At 61.3% G+C, this 19,652-nt stretch carries 15 protein-coding genes and 1 riboswitch; of the genes, 6 read left to right on the plus strand and 9 right to left on the minus strand.

Translation table 11 applies throughout. From position 1 onward, the window contains the following. The first annotated feature begins 189 nt into the window (after positions 1-189). A complete protein-coding gene (locus SH292x_RS02950; protein WP_442484090.1) occupies positions 190-1,605 on the plus strand; it encodes a carboxypeptidase regulatory-like domain-containing protein in 1,416 nt (471 codons plus the stop codon). Here the strand turns inward: SH292x_RS02950 and SH292x_RS02955 are convergent. From SH292x_RS02955 to priA, 6 genes are all read right to left on the minus strand, one after another. Next, a complete protein-coding gene (locus tag SH292x_RS02955) occupies positions 1,589-2,698 on the minus strand; it encodes a hypothetical protein (RefSeq protein ID WP_442484091.1) in 1,110 nt (369 codons plus the stop codon). The two genes, SH292x_RS02950 and SH292x_RS02955, sit on opposite strands and share 17 nt — an antisense overlap. A 224-nt stretch (positions 2,699-2,922) precedes the next feature. Continuing rightward, on the minus strand, positions 2,923-5,019 hold the full coding sequence (recG, locus tag SH292x_RS02960; RefSeq protein WP_442484092.1) for an ATP-dependent DNA helicase RecG: 2,097 nt from the start codon (positions 5,017-5,019) through the stop codon (positions 2,923-2,925). A 109-nt stretch (positions 5,020-5,128) separates the two neighbouring features. Next, on the minus strand, positions 5,129-5,572 hold the full coding sequence (gene rnhA / locus SH292x_RS02965) for a ribonuclease HI (protein WP_442484093.1): 444 nt from the start codon (positions 5,570-5,572) through the stop codon (positions 5,129-5,131). 140 nt (positions 5,573-5,712) lie between these two features. Further along, the gene (locus SH292x_RS02970; protein WP_442484094.1) at positions 5,713-6,009 is read right to left on the minus strand and encodes a DUF7710 domain-containing protein; all 297 of its coding nucleotides are present in this window, start codon (positions 6,007-6,009) and stop codon (positions 5,713-5,715) included. A gap of 3 nt (positions 6,010-6,012) precedes the next feature. Next, on the minus strand, positions 6,013-7,992 hold the full coding sequence (locus SH292x_RS02975; protein WP_442484095.1) for a sensor histidine kinase: 1,980 nt from the start codon (positions 7,990-7,992) through the stop codon (positions 6,013-6,015). A 356-nt stretch (positions 7,993-8,348) separates the two neighbouring features. Then, a complete protein-coding gene (gene priA / locus SH292x_RS02980) occupies positions 8,349-10,637 on the minus strand; it encodes a replication restart helicase PriA (protein ID WP_442484096.1) in 2,289 nt (762 codons plus the stop codon). Between the two features lie 445 nt (positions 10,638-11,082). Here priA and nadD point away from each other — a divergent pair, with 445 nt between their 5' ends. The 4 genes from nadD (at position 11,083) to SH292x_RS03000 (ending at position 14,679) form a co-directional block, all read left to right on the plus strand. Next, positions 11,083-11,691: a nicotinate-nucleotide adenylyltransferase gene (gene nadD, locus SH292x_RS02985; RefSeq protein ID WP_442484097.1), complete on the plus strand. Its 609-nt coding sequence runs from the start codon at positions 11,083-11,085 to the stop codon at positions 11,689-11,691. Between the two features lie 211 nt (positions 11,692-11,902). Beyond that, positions 11,903-11,973, plus strand: a riboswitch (Fluoride riboswitch). A gap of 87 nt (positions 11,974-12,060) precedes the next feature. After that, a complete protein-coding gene (locus tag SH292x_RS02990) occupies positions 12,061-13,374 on the plus strand; it encodes a voltage-gated chloride channel family protein (protein ID WP_442484098.1) in 1,314 nt (437 codons plus the stop codon). A gap of 308 nt (positions 13,375-13,682) precedes the next feature. Next, a complete protein-coding gene (locus SH292x_RS02995; protein ID WP_442484099.1) occupies positions 13,683-14,243 on the plus strand; it encodes an REP-associated tyrosine transposase in 561 nt (186 codons plus the stop codon). Positions 14,244-14,433: 190 nt separating this feature from the next. Then, on the plus strand, positions 14,434-14,679 hold the full coding sequence (locus SH292x_RS03000) for a GlsB/YeaQ/YmgE family stress response membrane protein (protein ID WP_442484100.1): 246 nt from the start codon (positions 14,434-14,436) through the stop codon (positions 14,677-14,679). Between the two features lie 344 nt (positions 14,680-15,023). Here the strand turns inward: SH292x_RS03000 and SH292x_RS03005 are convergent, their stop codons facing one another. Then, complete coding sequence (locus SH292x_RS03005) at positions 15,024-16,280, minus strand: PEP-CTERM sorting domain-containing protein (RefSeq protein ID WP_442484101.1); 1,257 nt, start codon at positions 16,278-16,280, stop codon at positions 15,024-15,026. Positions 16,281-17,078: 798 nt separating this feature from the next. After that, positions 17,079-17,339, minus strand: coding sequence for a hypothetical protein (locus SH292x_RS03010; protein ID WP_442484102.1), 261 nt, complete (start codon positions 17,337-17,339; stop codon positions 17,079-17,081). 233 nt (positions 17,340-17,572) lie between these two features. Here SH292x_RS03010 and SH292x_RS03015 point away from each other — a divergent pair, with 233 nt between their 5' ends. Then, on the plus strand, positions 17,573-18,379 hold the full coding sequence (locus SH292x_RS03015; RefSeq protein ID WP_442484103.1) for a sensor histidine kinase: 807 nt from the start codon (positions 17,573-17,575) through the stop codon (positions 18,377-18,379). Positions 18,380-18,528: 149 nt separating this feature from the next. On the opposite strand, the gene SH292x_RS03020 is transcribed toward SH292x_RS03015, so the two are convergent. Next, positions 18,529-19,386: a hypothetical protein gene (locus SH292x_RS03020; RefSeq protein WP_442484104.1), complete on the minus strand. Its 858-nt coding sequence runs from the start codon at positions 19,384-19,386 to the stop codon at positions 18,529-18,531. Positions 19,387-19,652: the final 266 nt, after the last annotated feature.

Here is a 19,652-nt window from a genome sequence, read left to right on the forward strand (position 1 = left end):
TACTCGACCCCTCTCGTGAAGTAGGCAAAGCTCTCAAAACTTCACCGCCAAGGTCCTCCCCTTTAAGGCCGAGGACGATCCTTCGGTCGTTTGAACTCCTGCTGAAGATGACACTGGTTGCTAACCGCGATAGGATAATTGCTAACTCTTCTCAATCTCTTATCAATCGTTCTCAAGGGGGGAACTTCGATGACCCATAAGTCTCTAATTCGCACGTTGACTCTCGTCCTCACCGTGATGTTCTTCGCGATTCCCGCCCACGCTCTGATATTCGGCGGCGAGGGGAGTGGCAGCGTCGAGCGGCCCGATTGGCCGGCGGGGGCGGCGGCGGTGTTCAATGTGCCGCAGCGGATCGCTTACTGGGAAGGTCCGCCGCTCGGCGGTGGTCAGTTCCACGCCGAATGCCGGGGCAACACCGACGAGCTCAACGAGCTCTTGGTGCTGTTCGGCCGCATCGAAGCAGCGAACAAACGCATTGTCGTCGAAGAAGGACCGGGCCAAAGCTTCTGGCTCAATCGCAACAACGAGGCCGATAAACGCAAGAAAGCCGAAATGGACTGGTGCTTCGCGGTGTGGAGCCAAAGCGGTTGGGACCAACTCAAGAACATGCCGGCCGACCTCAACCCCACGTCGCCCGAGGATCGCGAGAAAGGCCCTCCCTGCGAGCTTACGATCTACGTTGGTGGCAACGTCGATTGGGAGCAACTGAAACTGCCGGAGGGCATCACGCTGATCGACCATCGCCTCGCAGCGCATGGCTTCACGCGCGCGGATGGTTACGTCGTACGGGGAACGCTATTCGACGACGCCACGAAACGACCGCTCGCAGGAGTGGTCTACCTGGAGAAAATCGAAACGCCGGAGCAGGGGGGCTACGAGTACACCCGCGGACCCGAAGTGAAGGTGACCGGCGATGGTTTGTGGACGTTCAAGAATATTGAGCCGGCATGGTATCGCATCATCGCCACGAGAGAGGGTTACGTGCCACGCGTGGTGGGCTACGCCAAGCCCGACGGCCGGCCGCGTTTCAGTACGATCGACGGTCGCTTGGCGAAGGGGGGCTCGATCAGCGGAAGCGTGACGGATAGCGATGGCAACGGACTGGAAGGGGCGCGCGTGCAGCTTTACGACGTCGCGCCACCTGCCGGCACGCGTTACGATACGCCCAGCGAATACCGAGCGACGACGGACGCCGATGGCAAGTTCGAACTCGTGGCACCCATTGGCAGCGCCCGCGTCGGGCTCAGCAAAGAGGGCTGGTGTCATCCTGGCCTTGGTCCCGAGATCTCCGTTCCCGCCACCGACCTTCAATTATCGATGCAGCGTGCCGCCACGCTGACGGTGATCGTGCTATTCGAGTCGGCAGAGGTACCCGAGCAGTACATGATCGAACTCACGCCCGAGGGGGGCAACGTTGTGGGCTCGTGGGGCGGGTCGGCGACGCTCGACGACAAGAATCAAGTCGTGCTTCGCAACGCCCCGCCCGGGAGATACACACTCGTCGGCCACCCCAATCCGAGCTCCGACGCAGAGCGAACTCCTCCGATGGAAATCGAGCTAACGGGTGGCGACGACATCGTGAAAACGATCACGGTGACGAACTGACTTGCATCAAACCAGTTGCCGAACGTGGTTGCGGGCTCTTGGCGACGGCGGGTTCCTTCGGCCCCTCGGTCCGCAGCACGATCCAGTCGTCCACAAGCTGAACGGTCATAGGTGGCAGCGCACCTTTGTCAGCCGCGAGCGGTACCGGCAAGGCTAGCTCGGGCAACTTGATGCCGAGGAGGTTTTGATTGATCCAGCTCTGCGCACCCTCGGGTAATGCCGGCGGCGCAGGAAGGGCGGTGGGGAGCATCGACGCGTTGATCCACAGCTCTGTCTCGGCTGGCTCCAAGCGATTGAGCGGGCAGATTGTCGCGGTCGATGCTTCGACGCCAAAGAAAGCGAGGTGGATGCAAGCTTCGTTCGTCGACATGTGCACCATAGACGAGTCGAGCAGCGGTAGTAGCTTGGCGAGTACCGCTTCGGACTGAATGCGCTCGTTGAGATCGTTGATCTTTTGATCAATCGTGTGATCGACTTCAGCGAGGACTTTCTCGCTGGTTTGGCGATCGACGCTGCGTGTCGCGGCGGGGCGAAGTTCGAGTTCTTTCCGAACCCCGATGCGTTTCACGAGTCGACCACGAAGCCCAGGCAGCGTTGAACCGATGCCAGTGGACCAGAGATCGGTCTGGCTTTCGATGGTGCCCGGGCGTGTGACGAATTTGCCATTCTCGAACCGAATGGTCTTATCGACTTGCCACTTCGTGACGCTACGACTGTTGACGATCGCCGGGCCACTCCGACCCCGAGTATCCGCGCGACTCTCGCCGGTCACGGTGACTTGGAACGCGGCCTGGTTCGCGGCGGGCTTGGGCTGGACGTTCGATTTTCCCTCCGTGTGCGAGGGCCCGCGCGCCCGCACGCCGACGACCATCATGTCGACGTCGTCTTGCTTGTTGATATCCGAAGCCAGCGTGCGATCTAAGAGCTCGCCGGAAATACGGAGCACGACTAGACCGCGGACTTCGTGGGCGGCTGCACCGGAAGGAATCTCTTCCGCAGGTGCGCTGGACTGGGCGAATGCTGGGGAGACTGCCAACATCGCCGTAGCGAAGATCGTTAATCGATAACTGGGGTAGGGTGCTACGCGTTTCATGGGACCGCCGAGGGCTCAGAGAAGGTCGAGTATGCCACCGCGCGACTCGGCGAGCCGCACGCGGTGGACGGACCCCACTTATGGCAATTATCGAGCCAAAGAGTTGACCCCACTTTCGCAGGGCTTCCGACCGGCATATTCGCTGCTGTCGGTTCCGATGGTGGCAGACGTGTGGGCGAGAAGCGACCAAGCCGGTCGGCCCAAAGGCAGCCGCAGGACGCGTTTTATCCCACGTCCGCTAGTTCGAGCGCTGCCCCGTACCGGCGTAGCATTTGTGCGCGGAGCTTGGCGTGTTCGGGGTTCGCGAGACCTGGGTCTTGCTTGAAAAGTTCGAATGCGGCGGCACGGGCTTCCTCGAGAATCTCGGCATCGCGCACCAGGTCGGCGATGACGAATGGCGGAACGCCATGCTGCTGCGTGCCGAACAAGTCGCCGGGGCCGCGGAGGGCGAAGTCGATCTCGGCGAGTTCGAAGCCGCTCGACGTGTCGGCGAACTTCTGTAGTCGCTCGCGGACGGGGTCGGGGACCTCTTCGTCGATCATCACCGCGCAGTAACCTGGGTGCATGCCACGCCCCACGCGGCCGCGAAGCTGATGCAATTGGGCGATGCCGAAACGTTCGGGCGAGGCGATAATCATGAGCGACGCGTTGGGCACGTCGACGCCGACTTCGATGACGGTCGTAGCGACGAGCACCTGCGTCTCGCCACGGCGGAAACGCTCCATCGCTTCGTCTTTCTCGACGGGCGTCATACGGCCGTGCAGGATGTCCACGCGAAAGTCGGCCAGCTCGCCGCTGGTGAGCTCTTCGAACGCGCGGTCGACGCTCTTCGCGGCGATGTTCTCGGACTCTTCGACCAACGGCGTGACGACAAACGCCTGGCGGCCCTCGCGGAGTTTGTTCCGCGCGAAGTGCCACCAACGTTCCTGCTCGCTGGGGCCAACGACGTAGCTCTTCACCGGCTGGCGGCCGGGGGGCATGTCGTTGAGCGTCGAGACGTCGAGGTCGCCGAACTGCGTCATGCTCACCGTACGCGGAATTGGAGTCGCCGTCATCACCAAGTAGTGCGGCGATTGATCGCCGCGGCGGAGGGCTGCGCGTTGTTCGACGCCGAACTTGTGTTGCTCGTCGATCACGACGAGGCCCAGGTTTTTGAACTGCACACGCTCTTGCAACAGGGCGTGCGTGCCAATCAGCAGGTCGAGTTCGCCGGCGGCGATTTGGCGAAGCGTCTGCTCGCGCTCGCCTGACTTGAGGCCGCCTACCAGCAACCGATACCGCACGCGGCTTTCGTCGAGCAGCCGCTCGAGCGTGTGGGCGTGTTGCCGCGCGAGGATTTCGGTGGGGGCCATCAGCGCCGCCTGATGCCCATGCGCGACGCAGGCGAGCAAAGCGTAGACGGCGACCAGTGTCTTGCCACTGCCGACATCGCCTTGCAGCAGGCGGTTCATCGGCGTCGTGGCATTGAGGTCGACGCCAATCTCGTCGATTGCACGCCGTTGCCCGGGCGTGAGGGCGAAGGGGAGCAGTCTGGTGATGCGGGCATCGATTTGTGCCGAGACTTCCAGCGCCGGCGCGCGGAAGTTGACTCGCTGCTGATGCCGGCGCGCAGCGAGGGCGAGTTGCAGCACCAGGAGTTCCTGGAAGATGAACCGCCGCCGTGCGCGGGTTACTTCTTCCATGTTCATCGGCAAATGAATCGCGCGGAGGCTCTCGCCAATCGGCATCAGGTTGTACGCCGCGAGCACCGGCTCGGGGAGCACTTCTTCGGGCACATCGGCGAACTTCGGCACCACCTCGCCGGCGATGCGCCGCATGTGGTACTGCGTCATCCCTTCGGTCAGCGAGTAGATCGGTTGCAGATCGCTCGTGGGTGTCTGCTTGTCGGCCTCGGCGAACTCGTCGCCGAGCCAGACGGTGTGCGGGTGCGACATCTCCCATCGGCCGCCCCGCATCTTGGGCTTCGCCGACATTTGGACGCGCTGCCCCATCTTGAACTTCTCGCGCATGAACGGCTGGTTGAACCATGTCGCGCGGAGCAAGAGATCGCGATCGGAAATCAACACGCCAACACGGCTTTTTCCGAAACCCATCGAGCGGCTATCGACCTCGACCACCGTACCGCGAACAGTCTGTAGCACGTCCTCTTCGAGTTCGTCGATGGGGCGAAGGTCGGAGAGGTCCTCGTAGTCGCGGGGGAAGTTGAACAGAAAGTGCCCCACCGATCGCATCGCGAGCCGCGCAAGCTGCTGTTGCTGCGGCGGCCGAAGAGCCACCACGTCGGCAATGGGCGTTGCGAGGGTTTCGAGGGGAGTAGGCAAAGAATGACCAATGACGAATTAAGAATGACCAGTTAGGAGATTTGTTCCATTGGTCATTGTTAATTCGTCATTGGACATTCACAAGCACCGCGTGGGCTTTTTGGGGCGTTCACAGGTACTTCTGGTACGCGGCCACGGCCAGCACGTCGCAGCGGTCGTTCTCGGGGTGCCCACTATGCCCGGCGACGCGGGTGTACTTGAGGGTGTGCTCGGCCAGGAGGGCGTCGAGTTCCTGCCACAGGTCGACGTTCTTCACCTCGGCCCACTTCTTGCCCTCTTTGCGCCGCCAGCCGTTGGCTTTCCACTTGGGCATCCACTCGCTGATCCCCTTGCCGACGTAAACGCTGTCGGTGAACAGCTCGACCTCGGAGGGTTTCTTGAGGGCCTCGAGTCCCTTCACCACCGCCGTGAGCTCCATGCGATTGTTGGTGGTCTCTCGCTCGCCGCCCGACTGTTCCATCTCCTTGCCGGTCGGCACGTGCCGTAGCACAAACGCCCAGCCCCCCGGGCCGGGATTTCCACTGCATCCGCCGTCGGTGAAAAGATGGATCATGGAGCGAGTGGAATGCGTAAGGAGTTTGATGCGGTGAGTGGGAGTGGCATTCTAACCGGTGGGAGGAGATTCGTTGAGGGTGCGCGAGCGGGCGCTCTAAGGCGAGCCGGGAGCGTTAGCGACCGGAGGTTGGGAACTCACTATTCCCAAGTGAAGGTCAGCGGATCATCCGATCCGTTCTGAAAGTGGTAATGTGGAAGGCGAGGTGCGAACTCAGCAATGAATCTAGGCTCTGATTCATGCGGCTTGCGTGGTCTGAAGAGATCATTTCGCAGCGCATGTTCGTAGGTTGACTCGTCGAGTGGATACTCAGACAAGGTGCAGGTGAGGGAGTAACGCTGAATGAACTCTCTGGCGAGTTCTTCGGTTCTGAAGATGCCACCTGGAATTCGACCATGTTCTCCGGTCACGACCCAGACCGTTTCGGTTCCGTCCATCACTCACCCCGCGTCCCGCTGCTTCGCCCCGCCGGAGTTCGCGGCGTCCACCTTCGTTCCGTCGCTCGTCACCACGTCGCTTTTCACCGCGTCGCCCTTCACCGCGCCATTCGTTCCGTTCGCTTCTACCTTCGGCGGGGTCATGTAGTCGCCGACGTGGGGGCGGTTCAGCGCGGCGACTTGTTCTTTGAGTTGGGCGTCGAGGTCGCTCGTGGCTTCGATCTTCCAGGGCAGGGTGACCGTGAACGTGCTGCCTTTGCCGACGACGCTCGACAGCGTGACTTCGCCACCTAAGAGACGGCACAACTCGCGGACAATCGACAAACCCAAGCCGGTGCCCGAGTACTCGCGGGTCATGGCGTCGCCGCCGGGGAGGGCGGCCGTGCCTTGGCGGAACTTCTCGAACACCAGTTGCTGGTCGGCTTCGCTGATGCCGATGCCCGTGTCGGCCACTTCGACCCCGAGCATGCCCGAGTCGTCCGTAAACGAGTTGATCGTGATGCGGCCACCCTCGGGCGTAAACTTGATGGCGTTCGACAGCAGGTTGTTCAGAATCTGCTGCACCTTTGCTTGGTCCTGCACCACGCTGGGGAGCTTCGCCTCGAACGTGCATTCGAGGTCGATGTTCTTGCTCTCGGCGAGCGGCCTTGCCATGTCGCACAGCGACGACACGATCGACTCGATGCGGAACTCGGTCGCGCGGATCTCCATCCGCCCGCTTTCCATCTTCGCGAGGTCGAGAATGTCGTTGATCATTTCTAGGAGCAGTGCGCCGCTGCGGCGGATGTTACCGACGTAGCGTTTTTGCTTGTCGCTCAATGAGTCGATGTCCTGCAGCACTTCGCTAAAGCCCAAAATGCTGTTGAGCGGTGTGCGGAGCTCGTGGCTCATGGTCGCGAGGAAGTCGCTCTTGATGCGGTTGAGCTCGTACAGCCGCATGTTGGCCTGGGCGAGCTCGTCGAGCTTGCCGTCAAGCTCGCTGTTCACTTCGCCCAGCTCGTCGCGCTGCCGCAAAAGTTGGCGAACCATTCGGTTGAACGCGGCGGCCAGTTCTTCGAACTCGTCGCCGGTGTAGATCTCAGCCCGTTGGTCGACGTCGCCCTCGCGGACCGCGTTCGCCACGTCGCGCAGATGCTGCACCGGCTTCACGATCACGTACCGCACGACGGCCCAGAGCATCAGCATCGACAGGAAGCCGGTGATGATGGCCGCGGTCCACAGGATCGCTTCGCCGCGTGCGAGCTTGCTGGCAGTCGGCCCGTGATCGAAGGAGATCCGCATGATGGCCAGCAGCTCGCCATCTTTCAGATTCTTGCGAGCCGAGTAGCCGAGGTATCGATGACACGCCACGCACGACTCGCCGCGGGCGTACATCGGATAGTAGTACTGGTACACCTCGTGATTCTGGATGGGGACGACTCGGTCGAAGGGGAGCACGTCCTTTGGCAGGAGCTTGTCGCGTTCCTGATTGCCGTTACCGTTGCTGGTGGTCGGGGAGTTGGCGTCCTCTTCTTCTTCGTCTGGTTCGGGCGTGAGCGTGTGCGCACTATAGAGCGCCATCAACCGCTTCTCTTCATCCCCTTGCGGTGGATTCAGCCCCCGGTCGTTCGGCGGCAACACGGTATCCCATTTGAAGTCGGTGCCGTAGGAACTTCCCTCGTCGAGAATATCGCGATACCAATTGGAAAAGTCGTCCGCGATCGCCTTGTCGGCAGTCGAGCTTCCTTCGATCGCCGCGGATGGATCGGCGTCCAACAGGGCCATCATCTTGGGGTCGATGCTGCGATGGGCATCGGTAAACGCGGTACGAACCAGCTGCTTGCCCAGCTCGCGATTCTGCTCGTAGATCAGCCGCTTGGCGTACGCCCCGTAAAAGTAGAAGCTCAAGAAAATCAGCAAACCCAACGAAATGCCAAACCACCAGCGGCACTTCCGCTCGAGGCTCGACTCGCCAAACACGCGTTTAAAGGTGGTGTAGGACAACTGCGGAAGGCGGAATTGGGAATGCGGAAGGGGGACGGCTTGCTAGCAGCGATCCCCTAATTGTAGAGGAGACCTGCGACTACAGCCAACGGCAGTGCAGTGTACTGAGTCCCCTCTCCCCTGCGATTTCGCGAAGTGCGAGTCGAGTATTGGCTTACGTCATGCCGCGAAATCGTGGGGGAGAGGGTTAGGGTGAGGGGGGAGTTTGCTCGCACGCTGTGCCCCTCACCCCAACCCTCTCCCCCAAGCTGCTGGTCATAGTCTGCCCGATGCGAAGTTTACTCCGCCAGCAGCTCGGGGGAGAGGGAGCAAGAAAGCAAGCTTCCAATCTCCAGCCCCAAGCCCACGTCCCCAGTTCACATCATGTCGATCGGATCAATATCCACGATCCACTGCACGTCCTCTGGCAGTTTCAGTTTGCCGGCGAGCGGGGCGAGGGCTGTGCGGAGCGTTTCGCGGTTGGGGGCGACCACAAGAATGTGGTAGCGGAACAAATTGCGGAGCTTCGCGATCGTACACGGCGCGGGGCCAATCACCCGCACCTCGCGGCACGCCTCGCGGACCTTCGCCGCTAGGTCGTCGCCGACGGCCAGCGTCACCTTGTCCACCGGCCCGCGAATCACCAACCTCGCCATTCGGCCATAAGGCGGATAGCCGAGCATCTCGCGCTCGGGGAGTTCGCTCGCGGCAAACCCTTCGTAGTCGTGGTTCATCGCCGCGACGATCGCCGGGTGGTCGGGCGACAGCGTTTGCACAAGCACTCGCCCGCCGCGCTCGCCACGCCCCGTGCGACCGGCGACCTGCGTCACCAAGTGGAACGTCCGCTCGGCCGCGCGGAAGTCGGGGAAGTGGAGCGACGTGTCGGCATTCACCACGCCAACGAGCGTCACGTTCGGAAAGTCGAGCCCCTTGGCGATCATCTGCGTGCCGAGCAAGATATCGACCTCGCCATTGCGGAACGAGTCGAGCGCCTGCTCGTGACTCCCCGGCCGCCGCATGCTGTCGGTGTCCATTCGCAGCACCGGGTGATTCGGAAAGCGCGCGGCAACCTCGGCCTCGAGCTTCTGCGTGCCGAAACCGCCGTAACGGATGTTGGCATCCTTGCAGTCGGGGCAGTACGTTGGCGGAGGCTCGGTGCGGTCGCACCAGTGGCACACCACGTGATTCGCCTGGCGATGGTACACCATCGACACGTCGCAATCGGGACACTTGAGCGCGAACCCACACGCGGGGCATTGCACGTGCGTCGAATATCCACGCCGATTTAAGAGCAACATCACCTGCCCGCCATCCGCCAGCGCCACCGTCATCGCCTGAGACAGCGGGCGACTAATCGCGCCGCGCGAACCTTGCCGATGCTCTTCGCGACGCAAGTCGACCGCGCGAACTTCGGGCAGCGGCAGGTTCGACACGCGGTCGGGCATCGAGATCAACTCGTACTGCCCCGACTGCGCTGCTTGCCAAGTTTCGAGCGATGGCGTCGCACTCCCCAGCACCAGCGGCACCTTATCCATCCGCGTTCGCTCGAGCGCCACATCACGCGCGTGGTACCGTGGTGCCGTGTCCTGCTTGAACGACGTCTCGTGTTCCTCGTCGATCACAACGAGTCCCAAGTGCGGTGTGGGGGCGAAGATCGCACTCCGCGCGCCGACCACCACTTGCACGTCCCCCGACGCGATCCGCTTCCATTGGCGATGCCGCTCGACGTCACTCTGATGACTATGCAGCACGGCGACGCGATCGAAACGCTCACGAAAACGCCCGACTGTCTGCGGCGTCAGGCTAATCTCGGGCACCAGCACAATCGCTTGTCGCCCAAAGCTCACCACCTTTTCGATCGCCTGGATGTAGACTTCCGTCTTGCCGCTCCCCGTCACGCCATGCAGCAGCATCGTCCGCGGCCTTCGCGAATCGAGCGCCGCCGTGATCGACTTGAGCGCCGCGACTTGCGCCGGGTTCAGCGTCATCGGTCCGCGACGAGTGAACTCCTGATCGAGCAGCGGGTCGGTGTCGATCCGCTCGACGCGCGACGCGATCAGCTCCTTCTTCCGCAGCGTGTTGATTGGCCCTGACGTGCACTCGGCCCGCATCATCAGTTGCTTCATGGTGAGCGGCTTCGTGCTACCCGCCAGTACCTTGAGCACGGCGAGCTGCTTCTCGGGCAGTTCGAGCGTTGTGAGCCGCGCGGCAACTTTTGTCGGCACGGAGAATAACGTCGTCTCGCGCGTCCCCGCCTTGCCACGCACGCCAGCCGGCAGAATGCACTCCAGCACCTGCCCCAGCGGCGTCATGTAGTAGTCGGCGATCCACTGACCGAGCTCCAGCATGCGTGGCGAGAGCAGCGGCGACGCGTCGAGTACCCCCGCGAGTGATTTCAGTTTTCGCCCGCCGGTCGTGGTGACGCTCACATCGACGCAGTAACCAACGACGGCCCGGTCGCCCCGCCCGAGCGGCACGCTCACCCGCCGTCCCGCTTCCGCCAGAAACTCCGGCTTCCGCGCGTCGGCGAACTGGTCCGGCACCAAATAATCAAACTCCCCCGCCGGCCCACTCGACAACACCACCCGCGCAACCCGCCTTTGCTCGGCATCGTCGAGCTCCCACACGGGAGGCGAAGTATCAAACAAACTTTGCTGCTGTGGCATAAAAACAAAAGCGAGCGGGGCCCGTTAGGGCCGTGGTAATTCAACAGTGGATCCAACGCTATGGACGGAGAGAGGACACCCAGAACTCAGGGGCAACAGAATGGGACGCGGATGAACGCGGATCGAGCAGGATTAACGCGGATAAGTTTTCTCGAACGGTTAATCGTCTTACTTGTTCAAAGGACCAAATGCGTGAAGCGTTTCGAATCAAGCCCTTTAAATTTTAATCCGCGACCATCCTGCCAAATCCGCGTTCATCCGCGTCCTATTCTTCTCTTTTCTTCCTCCCGTGACCTCCGTGTTCTCTGTGGTTAGTTTTGCGATTCTGGGGGCTCGCAGGACTCGACCCCAGCCACCCCACGCGACTAATTCTTCCGACCAAGTGGCAAGCCAGTCGCACCCCTGTTACCATACCAGTCTCGCACCCCAACCCCCCAGCCCCCTCATGCGACTTGGACTTTTCGGCGGCAGTTTTGACCCCGTGCACCGCGGGCACGTCGAGCTCGCGCGCGCCTGCCAGCAGGGTGCGAATCTCGACCAAGTCTGGTTCCTCCCCGCCGCAAAACAACCGTTCAAGCAGCACGGCCCCGTGGCGAGCGACTCCGACCGCCTGGCGATGCTCGAACTCGCCATCGAGGACGAACCGACTTGGAGAGTCAGCTCGCTCGAAATCGACCGCGGCGGTGTCAGCTACACCGTCGACACGCTGCGCGAAATCCACGAGCAACTCCCCGACACCGAGCTCTACTTCCTGATGGGCGCCGACGCTCTGCATGATTTGCCAAAGTGGCGCGAGCCCGAGGTGATCGTCGCCCTCGCCACGCCACTCGTAGTCGCCCGCGCGGGGGAACCCACCCCGAAGTTCGACGCGCTGCTCTCCATCTGCTCTCCCCAGCGCGTCGACCAAATCCGCGCCGCCCAAGTCACCATGCCCGAGATGCCCGTCTCCAGCAGCGCCATCCGAGCCTTAATCGCCGACGGCGACATCGTCGCCGCGATGCTACCGAACAAAGTCTGGGACTACATCATCGAGCAGGGTTTGTACAAGCAGTAGAAGTAGGCCGTATCAAGCTCCGCGCCGATACGGCAATTGGCTGCCACTGTTTGGTCCCCACCGTGCCACCAATTAAACTTCCAAACGAATCCATGCCGCGATTTCCTCATTCTTCCAATCGTGAAGCGCCGGATCGGCGCGGAGCTTGATCGCGGCCTACATCACAACCCTTCGCCTTGCCTCACCCCGTTTCGCGAGCTATCCTTTACTATCTTCGAACGGCGATGGAGTTCGCCATAACCGCCGGTTCTTGCCAGCCGAGCTGATAACTCCTACAAGTGCACCTGAAACAGTGCGGTTGTGGGAGCGTGTTTGCTGGCCGTCTGCCGGCGAGGACTTTCCCGCGAAATAGCTCGTTGGGATACGTCCATGTTCTTCCGATTTCAACTTCGCGATCAACTCTCGCTCGCCGTCCACGTGCTCAAGTGGATGGCGCTCGCCATTCCAGTCGCCGCGCTGGTCGGTTCGGCGTGTGCGCTGTTTCTCTCCTCGCTCGATGTCGCCACGCAGATGCAGTGGGATCATCCTTGGTTGCTCTACTTTCTGCCACTCGCCGGCGTTGGCATTTACTTGCTCTACGCCTCGGTCGGCAAGAACTCCGAGGCTGGCAACAACTTGATCATGGACGAAATCCACGAACCCGGCGGCGGCGTGCCGGCACGCATGGCACCGCTGATCCTCATCAGCACCGTGGTGACGCATCTGTTTGGTGGCTCGGCGGGTCGCGAAGGTACCGCCGTGCAGATGGGGGGAAGCATCGCCGCGAGTGCTGCGCGATGGTTCAAGCTGAGTGATATCGATCGACGCACCTTGCTGATGACTGGCGTTGCCGCGGGGTTTGGTGGTGTGTTCGGTACGCCGGTTACCGGTGCGATCTTCGCGCTCGAAGTGCTTGCCATCGGACGTATCTCACACGAAGCCCTCATTCCTTGCTTGCTGGCGAGCATCGTCGGCGATTGGTCGTGCGCGGCGTGGGGCGTCGGGCACACCGACTACCACCAGGTCATCCAAACGCTGCCCACCATCGACCCCTGGCTGCTCGGCAAAGTCGCGGTCGCCGGCGTGCTGTTCGGCCTCGCCAGCGTGCTGTTCGCCGAACTAACGCACGGCCTGCAACACTTCCTCAAGCGCGTGCTGAAGCCCGGCATCCTGCGACCCGTCGTCGGCGGTTTGGCAATCATCCTCCTCGTGCAACTCTTAGGCACGCGCGACTACCTGGGCCTCGGCGTGCACTCGATTCCGGGCGAACCCAACGGCGTGAGCATCCTGTCGAGCTTCGAAGCCGGCGGCGCTCACCCCTTTAGCTGGTGGTGGAAGATCCTCTTCACGGCCATCACCCTCGCGAGCGGATTCAAAGGAGGAGAGGTCACGCCGCTATTCTTCATCGGCGCGACCATGGGCAACTCGATCGCCGTGCTGATGGGGGCACCGATCGACCTGTTCGCCGCGCTCGGCTTTGTTGCCGTGTTCGCCGGCGCGACGAACACCCCCATCGCCTGCACCATCATGGGCCTCGAACTCTTCGGCGCCCAGCACGCCCTCTACATCGCCACCGCCTGCTCGCTCGCCTACCTCTTCAGCGGCCACACCGGCATCTACTTGTCGCAGCGCATCGGCACCCCCAAACCCCACACCGCCGCCGTCCACCCCAACACCTCCCTCCGCGACTGCCGACAGGAGTAAGCCGGGTCAAGCTCCGCGCCGACCCGGCAATTGGCTGCCACCATTTAGCTCGCACGTTGCCACCAATTAAACTGAACTTCGATACGATGTGAGGTTCTTCTCAACGTTCCAGGCGTTAAGCGCCGGATCGGCGCTCCGCTTGATCCGGCCTACTTGCTCGACACGTCTTCCGTAGGCCGGGTCAAGCTCCGCGCCGACCCGGCTATTGGTTGCCAAAGTTTGGCTCGCACGTTGCCACCAACTAAACTGAACGTGGATACGATGTCAGGTTCTTCTCAATCTTCCAGGCGTTAAGCTTGCGAGTTCTTATGTCGGATTTTCGTCGGTACTATGTGGCGGGGGCGACTTACTTCTTCACCGTCGTTTCGTACCGTCGGCGACCGATCTTGACCACCGAACCGGGACGCCGATTGCTTCGCGAAGCCATTGAGAAGGTTCGATCTTCGCATTCATTCGATCTGGTCGCGAATGTCCTGCTACCCGATCATTGGCATCTGGTAATGCAACTTCCCTCTGCCGATGCCGACTATTCGCTTCGAATGCGGCGGATCAAAGAAGAATTCACAGAAAGCTGGCTAGCGGAAGGCCTCCCCGAAGCACGAGTGACCACCTCGCAGCGCGAACGACACGAGCGAGGCGTTTGGCAACCTCGGTTCTGGGAACACTTGGTGACCGACGAAGAAGACTTAGAACGCTGCGTGGACTACATCCACTGGAACCCAAGGAAGCATGCATTGGTGGATCGTGTGCAGGACTATCCGTGGTCGTCATTTCATCGATTCGTAGAGCAAGGGCAGTACGAACGCGAGTGGGGCGGCCAAGTACCTCAAAGCCTTGACATTGACCGCGACTGGGGCGAACCAACGTAGGCCGGATCAAGCTCCGCGCCGACCCGGCTATTGGCTGCCACCCGTTCGCTACTAACTTCGCCATCGAGTAGAATGTCGTCGGGCCCTTACCAATGTCGTGTGGGAAATAAGGTTCCAATCGTGAAGCGCCGGATCGGCGCGGAGCTTGATCCGGCCTACTCAACCTCTCCTCTAACTTGGTGCAACTTTCATGGAAATCGTCTGGTTCCTCTTGATTGGACTCGTCGCGGGTTGGCTTGCGGGGCAATTGGTGCGCGGCGGCGGGTTTGGTGTCATAGGCGACATCGTCGTCGGCATCCTCGGCGCCCTCATCGGCGGCGTTGTGTTCGGGGCGCTGGGCCTCTCCGACAACGGAAGCCTCCTCGGCTCGATCATCGTCGCCACGGTCGGCGCGATCCTGTTGATCGTGCTCCTAAGAGTCATCAAACGCGCGTAGGACCGTAGGCCGGGTCAAGCTCCGCGCCGACCCGGCTATTGGCCGCTTCGGTTTGGTTTCAAACATCGCCATCGATGGAACCGAAAACTGATCCGATGTCGTGTTTGTTTCGAACTTCCAACCGTGAAGTGCCGGATCGGCGCGGAGCGATCGCGGCCTACTTGCCGGACACGCCTACCGTAGGCCGGGTCAAGCTCCGCGCCGACCCGGCTATTGGCTGCCTCGGTTTGGCTTCAAACATCGCCATTGATGGAACCGAAACCCGATCCGATGACGTGTTGGTTTCTAACTTCCAACCGTGAAGTGCCGGATCGGCGCGGAGCTTGATCGCGGCCTACTTAGAGTTACCGACGCCGCACCGCGAGCCCCAATCCAACGAGCGCCAACCCACAGATCACCATCGATCCCGGCTCGGGCACCACGGTGTTGTTGAAGAACGCGAAGCTGAACACCGCTTCGCCGGCTCCGATGTTCTGCAGCGAGGGGATGATGTTCAGGTTGGCGGGATCGTGATCGGATAGGTCGCGGGTTTGGATGACCCAGCCGCTCAGAGTGCCGTCCCACTCGTAGGTGTTGATGTTGTCGAGCATCAGGGTGCCGCTCGAGGGCTGATTGTTCTCGACGCTCACGATCAGCGTGCCAGTAGCGTCCGTCTCGCCAGGGATCTCAAGCAGGTAACGACCCGCACCGAGTTCGCTGACCGAGTACTCGCCGCTACCGACGATGGTTCCGGCGTCGCCATTGATGCGGCCCACGGCGGCGGTCGACGGGTCGTTGAGCGGAACGTAAACGAACGCGAAGGGATCGTTCTCCTGCCCACCCGCGTTGTCGCCGTTGTCTTTCACGTCGAGCGTGAACGTGCCATCGGCGTTGGCGGCCGACTTGGCGTAGTTGTCTTCGTTCTTCGCGCCATTCACCAGCAGCACGCCATTCGAGCTAGTCGCCAGCGTACCGGTGGTCGGCGCAATGAGCGTGCGGAGGTCAATAGTCGATAGGCCATTCGCGACCGCCGGATCGTTCACCACATGCGTCCCCAGCGCGATCGACGGACTTCCCGTGACGCTGGTGATGATCGCGTTGTTCGCCGAGTTCAGGGCGAAACCACTCAGGTACTTGTCGAACGGAAAGTAAGCCACCGCCAAGTTCGCGTTGGTCTCTTCCCCCGTCGGCGCGTCGAACAGTGGCAGGTAGTAGTAAGGCAATCCATCGACGTCCGACGGTCCGGCGGCGCGGGAAACAGCGGGCGTGGCGAAACGAGTGCCGGGCAGAGGTTCCGCAGGCGTCTGGCCAGCAGGCACCGTGTTGTCGCGGCCGTTCTGCGCCACCGAAACAATTGGCACGCCGTAGGTGTGATCGTTTACGCCGGGGACAAAATCAACGTCGTAGTCGCCACGATTGGCGTCGAACACGTTGAAGTTCCCCGCCTTCACCACCGCCGAGATGGCGACCGAGGGGCTGGCATTGGCGAAGCTGCCATTGCCGCCGTTGAGCTGGGTGACGTTAATCGCCCCGTGAATTGGTGCGGCATTGCAAGAACCAACGCCGAGCGCACTCCCTGCGACGACACCCGCCGCGCAGCCAAAGACCCAGTTGCGAAACATTAGAACCCATCTCCCGGTGAAAACTCCAAGTGCAAGCCGCGAGCCGCGCTTGCTCCTACCGAAGAGAAGTTAAACGGCGGTCGTAAAGATGTGATGAAGGAAGTACGGCGCGAACGGTGAAGAAGGCATGAAGGAACTCGCGCGTTACCGTAAGTCGTGTAGGCCGGGTCAAGCTCCGCGCCGACCCGGCAATTGGTTGCATCGATCTGGCGACCACTCCGCCAGTGGCCAACTGGTACTAGAAATGGTGTCGCGTTCTCCTCAATCTTCCACCGTAAAGCGCCGGATCGGCGCGGAGCTTGATCGCGGCCTACCTTCACTTTTTCCCTCGTTTTTCACCCTCAAACTATTTCCATTTTTTTCCAAAATGTGACTAGAAAGCGCGCTTCGAGTGTGTTCTCATGAACACGTACTGCTTTTTAGATGGTTTTAGCTCTTTGACAATTTGAAACAGAGATACGGCGTCCAAAATGCGAGCTTGGAAGACTTCCTGAGCATCGCCTTGGCGTCTTTGCGCCTTTGCGAGTGAAACGTTTCCGGCTGGAACCCAATGGCAAGCGAGATCCTTCAGTCGCTAAGGCTCCTTCAGGATGACATCCCCGTTACCCAGCGAGAGTAATGTCGCACCTGCGGTTACCCCCTGCGACTTTACTCTTACGAGCAACTGCACGACGAGCTTCGTAACGTGTTCTAAGAGTGGAACTTAGAACGAAGCTCTCGCTGGGCGAAAAAGGAGTAATGTCGCACCCAATGAAATGTTGGCAATGTGCGACTTTACTCGCTTAGCCAACGAGCCCTTTAGCGGACCGGATTTCGCTTGACCAGCGTGCGAAGTTCGGCGGGCAGGGTGGTCTTGGCGGGCAAGGGCTCCGAGGCGATCGCGGCGGCTAGCTGTTCGAGTTGTTCCTCGACCGGCTGCGCCACATCGACCACCACCCACTGACGATTCCCCACCCGGCAGTAGCCCGTGCCGCTACCACCGAGGTGCTCGTAGCGAATCTCGAAGCCTTGCTGCTGGAGAATAGCAATGGCCTCGTTGAATAGTTTGCCGGCGATCATGGAGTGCCATCGTTGGAGGAAGCTTGCGAGGCGGCATTCTAGTTCGTTGTGCTTGAGTTGCCCACGCGAATCCGACGATAGGTGACTAATAGTGCTAAAGGGCGATTTGGTAACACGTTAAGCCCTGTCGCCCACGAAGTTCGGGCAGCTTGGCCTTGGTGCGGCAACCTAGGCGAGCGAGCAGGGCACGGCGGAGTTTACGGGCAACTTGGTTCAACGAGTGGGAGAATGCAATGCAAGCGGGCGAGTCGGTCAACATCTCCGACCTCCAGCACCAGCTCCGTCAGGCGAAGGAAGAACTTCGCCGGGCGCAGGGCATGGCGGCGCTGGGTGAGCTTGCTAGCACCACGACGCACGAGTTCAACAACGTGCTGACCACCATCCTCAACTACGCGAAGATGGGACTACGCCACACGGACGAACCAACCCGCACCAAAGCCCTCGAGAAGATCCTCGGCGCGGCGGAGCGGGCGAACAAGATCACCAACAGCGTGCTCGGGCTTGCTCGTAATCGCAGCACCGACCCTGCACCAACGAACCTTGCCGAGATCGTCGACGAGACGATGGTGCTGCTCGAACGCGAGCTGATGAAGTACCGCGTGTCGGTCGAACGGAACTTCGACACCGTCCCGAAAGCGATGGTCGTTGGTAACCAGATTCAGCAGGTGCTCGTGAACCTGCTGACCAACGCCCGCCAGGCGATGCCATCCGGTGGGCAGGTGATCCTGAAACTGACCCACGAGCCGAGTTCGGACTTCGTGGAACTCACCGTCCGCGACACCGGCGCCGGCATGACTGCCGAGGTGCTGCACCGAATCTTCGAGTCGGGATTCAGCACCAAGAGTGGTCCCGATGCTTCGGGCAAAGGGGGTGCCGGACTCGGACTCTCGGCATGCCGCGAGATCATCGAATCGCACGGCGGCCGCATTCGCGTTGCGAGCACGGTAGGCAAAGGCACGGCGTTCACGCTGAAGCTGCCCGTAGCCACCGAAGCTGAGTCGAACCCCACGTCGCAGCCCGTTGTGGCACTGGGAGTGTGAGCTCTAGTCCCCTCTCCCCGTCCCTCGGGTGAGGGACGGGGAGAGGGGACTAACGCATCGCAGTACGTGACGAATAGCCCATGACGGAAGTCTTGGGTTTACGCGAACCCAAGACTTCCGTCATGGGCTAGGGCGGGCGAATAACTGCACTACTGCGTCGGCGTGAGCGTCATCGCTCCTTGGGGCGCGAGGGACAAACGTTCGCGCATTTCGCCAAGCATTTTCTGCTCGAGCGGAATGTCACGACCCAGCATGATCCAGTCCTGCGACCAGTCGCTGCGACTTACAAAGCCGCGGTTGGCGATGGGTAGCGAGCTATCATTGCGGTACGTCGCTGCACCCGCGGTCGCCGCTTCGGGGCGAGGAAGGTCTTCGAGTTCGCGGACGACTTGCAGGTCGATCAAGTAGCCATCGGGTTCGGGCACGACGCGAACCACCGCTCGGCGTCGAATGGTCTGCAGCGTGCTCTGCCACAGATTGAACCCGCCGACGCTGTCTTTGCGCTGAGGTTCGAACACGGTGGCCCCGATCTGGTAGGGGGTTTCGATGCGACCCTCGGTCCACATTTGCGGATCGATGTGCACTCGCTGCTCGCTAGCGATCGGGAAATAGTCGCTCACCACGTCGGCGATTTGATCCCACGCGAAGTCGTGATTGGTCACGGGGACCTTCAGCGGGTTCGGCAGACCGGGCTTCGTGGTGTCGGCGACGGGAAGGCCGAGTTGCGGGGCGATGGCGGTCGTTGGTTCGGGGATCACGCTCGGGGCAACCGCCCCCGGCGGCGCACCAATCTGCGGAACCGCGGTGTACGACTCGGGGAAGCCCGGGACGCCCGTGCTGGGGACGACCACTTGCTCGGGCATCACCATTTGTTGCGGAGCGGCGAACACCGGCGTGGGCATCAGGACGACGGGCGTTGGTTCAGGCTGCGCAAACCCCTGGCAGCCCACGGCACTAAGTGCGAAGGCGGCGAGAATAAAGGAGGAGTTTGTTTGCGAACTAGCCATGTCGTCACCCACCATTTGAGTGGCGGACGAACGGTTCAAGGAGGAGAGTGCCCGCGGCACGGATGCCGCCTTTTTTCTCAGGCACGGGTTTTCGGTGGGGGATGGTCGCCGATTGGCGAGTTGCTGGCAAGAGCGAATGCTGGGTGCTAGCAGGGTCCGAGTCCGCAAACGGAAGCGTTTCATACCTCACGATTTCGCGATGGGGGAATTGGTGTCGAAACTTCGGAAAACTGCGGGCAAGAATCGACCTTGAACGCCCTGCGACC

Source organism: Aeoliella fuhlenseeensis, assembly GCF_052161615.1.
In the GTDB taxonomy this organism is placed as follows: Bacteria; Planctomycetota; Planctomycetia; order Pirellulales; family Lacipirellulaceae; genus Aeoliella.

Bases quoted from the DNA above. Each gene is read 5' to 3' on its own strand.
- priA (WP_442484096.1), bottom strand. From the start codon at position 10,637: ATGCCACAGCAGCAAAGTTTGTTTGATACTTCGCCTCCCGTGTGGGAG.
- SH292x_RS03020 (WP_442484104.1), bottom strand. From the start codon at position 19,386: ATGGCTAGTTCGCAAACAAACTCCTCCTTTATTCTCGCCGCCTTCGCA.
- SH292x_RS03000 (WP_442484100.1), top strand. From the start codon at position 14,434: ATGGAAATCGTCTGGTTCCTCTTGATTGGACTCGTCGCGGGTTGGCTT.
- SH292x_RS02995 (WP_442484099.1), top strand. From the start codon at position 13,683: ATGTCGGATTTTCGTCGGTACTATGTGGCGGGGGCGACTTACTTCTTC.
- rnhA (WP_442484093.1), bottom strand. From the start codon at position 5,572: ATGATCCATCTTTTCACCGACGGCGGATGCAGTGGAAATCCCGGCCCG.
- nadD (WP_442484097.1), top strand. From the start codon at position 11,083: ATGCGACTTGGACTTTTCGGCGGCAGTTTTGACCCCGTGCACCGCGGG.
- SH292x_RS02950 (WP_442484090.1), top strand. From the start codon at position 190: ATGACCCATAAGTCTCTAATTCGCACGTTGACTCTCGTCCTCACCGTG.
- SH292x_RS03015 (WP_442484103.1), top strand. From the start codon at position 17,573: ATGCAAGCGGGCGAGTCGGTCAACATCTCCGACCTCCAGCACCAGCTC.
- SH292x_RS02955 (WP_442484091.1), bottom strand. From the start codon at position 2,698: ATGAAACGCGTAGCACCCTACCCCAGTTATCGATTAACGATCTTCGCT.
- SH292x_RS03005 (WP_442484101.1), bottom strand. From the start codon at position 16,280: ATGTTTCGCAACTGGGTCTTTGGCTGCGCGGCGGGTGTCGTCGCAGGG.
- SH292x_RS02970 (WP_442484094.1), bottom strand. From the start codon at position 6,009: ATGGACGGAACCGAAACGGTCTGGGTCGTGACCGGAGAACATGGTCGA.
- SH292x_RS02990 (WP_442484098.1), top strand. From the start codon at position 12,061: ATGTTCTTCCGATTTCAACTTCGCGATCAACTCTCGCTCGCCGTCCAC.
- SH292x_RS03010 (WP_442484102.1), bottom strand. From the start codon at position 17,339: ATGATCGCCGGCAAACTATTCAACGAGGCCATTGCTATTCTCCAGCAG.